Consider the following 2,143-nt stretch of genomic DNA (forward strand, 5'->3'; position numbering starts at 1 on the left):
ATGACCAAGCCGATCTTTCTGCTGCGGCAAGTGGCCGAGCACCAGCGGGTAGCGAAATAAAAACTAACCGTGATGGACGCCCTGTCGTGGTTAAAAAGCGCGTCATCTTAGGCGGTGCTCATATCACTGATGCCAGCTCAAGTGTTGACGAATATGGTCGCCCGCAAGTGAACATCTCACTCGATAGTGAAGGTGGTAGCAAGATGTCGACGTTCTCTCGTCAAAATGTCGGTAAGCTCATGGCGACCGTATTTGCAGAGTACAAAGACAGTGGCCGTAAAACACCTGAAGGTAGCGTGATTCTATCTAAGCATGAAGAAGTGATTAACCAAGCGACAATTCAAACTGCACTTGGCCGTAACTTCCGTATTACGGGTATTGATTCTGTTGCTGAAGCGCACAACCTTGCGTTATTGCTCCGTGCTGGTGCTTTGATTGCGCCAATTTCAATCGTTGAAGAACGTACTATCGGTCCATCGATGGGACAACAGAACATTGATATGGGTATTCAAGCGATGATCTGGGGTATGGTCGCGGTTATGCTATTTACGTTGGTTTACTACCGTAAATTTGGCTTCATCGCAAATATGGCTCTGATGGCTAACTTGGTGCTTATTATTGGCGTTATGTCGATGATTCCGGGGGCGACAATGACGCTGCCTGGTATTGCCGGTATTGTCTTGACCGTGGGTATGGCGGTGGATGCAAACGTACTGATCTTTGAGCGTATCCGTGAAGAACTTCGCGAAGGGAAAAACCCTCAACAAGCGATTCACCAAGGTTATTCAAATGCATTCAGTACTATTGCCGATGCGAACGTCACCACCTTAATCACGGCGATCATTTTGTTTGCAGTGGGTACAGGTGCGATTAAAGGTTTCGCTGTCACGCTATCTATTGGTATTTTGACTTCTATGTTTACTGCGATTGTAGGAACCCGTTGTGTGGTTAACCTGCTATATGGTGGTAAGCGCATCGATAAACTGTCGATCTAAGGCTAGGAATTATTATGTTTCAAATTCTAAGAGCAGAGAAAACGATCGACTTCATGCGTTGGTCGAAAGTAGCGTTTGCTTTCTCTTTGGTGATGATCGCGGCTGCCATCTTTACCCTTTCAACCAAATGGCTGAACTGGGGGTTAGACTTCACTGGCGGCACACTGATTGAAGTGGGTTTTGAGCAACCTGCCAATCTAGAAGATATCCGTGAGGCGCTTGAAGCTGAAGGCTTTGGTGATGCTACGGTACAGAACTTCGGTTCAGCACGTGAAGTGATGGTTCGTCTTCGTCCACGTGACGGTATTGCAAACGAAACGTTAGGTAACCAAATCCTCGATGCTATTAAAGATGGCACAGGGGAAAGCGTTGAAATGCGCAGAATCGAGTTTGTTGGCCCGAATGTGGGTGATGAACTGACAGAAGCGGGGGGGCTTGCGATTCTTGCTTCTCTAATCTGTATTTTGATCTACGTATCGATTCGATTCGAGTGGCGTTTGGCGGCGGGGGCTGTTATGGCTCTTGCACACGATGTTATCATTACTCTAGGCATCTTTTCGTTATTGCAAATTGAAGTGGACTTAACTATTGTCGCGGCTTTGCTGACGGTCGTCGGGTACTCACTCAATGATACTATCGTTGTATTTGACCGTATCCGTGAAAACTTCCGTAAGATGCGTAACGGTGAACCACCTGAGGTTATGAATAACTCTATTACTCAAACCTTGAGTCGTACCTTGATCACTTCAGGTACTACTTTATTTGTGGTTATTGCGCTGTTTACTCAAGGCGGAGCGATGATTCATGGTTTTGCGTTAGCGTTGCTATTAGGTATTACTGTCGGTACTTACTCTTCAATCTATGTGGCTTCAGCATTAGCATTGAAACTAGGTATTGAACGAGAGCACCTAATGCCAACTCAAGTTGAGAAAGAAGGTGAAGATCTGGATGAAATGCCATAAGGCGTTTTATTAATCAGCTTCAATGTTGAGATATGGTATTTAAAAAGCCGCTAGGAAACTAGCGGCTTTTTTTGTGGTTTAAGAGCGATAATCTCAGCCATAAGGCGTTATGTTTTTGTAGGATAGTGTACTCTTTTAGTGCCCAGTTTTTAGGCTGATTTTATACCAATCACAGTAAGTCAGTGA

Annotated in this window: 2 protein-coding genes; both read left to right on the forward strand. The window is 45.3% G+C overall.

Annotated elements, in window-relative coordinates; translation table 11 throughout:
- Nucleotides 1-995: protein translocase subunit SecD (gene secD, locus ACP45E_RS06420; protein WP_069584808.1), on the forward strand; the 995-nt coding region annotated here is incomplete at its 5' end.
- Nucleotides 996-1,009: 14 nt separating this feature from the next.
- The gene (secF, locus tag ACP45E_RS06425) at nucleotides 1,010-1,957 is read left to right on the forward strand and encodes a protein translocase subunit SecF (protein ID WP_017038534.1); all 948 of its coding nucleotides are present in this window, start codon (nucleotides 1,010-1,012) and stop codon (nucleotides 1,955-1,957) included.
- Nucleotides 1,958-2,143 lie beyond the last annotated feature (186 nt).

Origin of the sequence: Vibrio genomosp. F10 str. 9ZD137 (assembly GCF_049974785.1) — a bacterium.
Classification (GTDB): Bacteria; Pseudomonadota; Gammaproteobacteria; order Enterobacterales; family Vibrionaceae; genus Vibrio.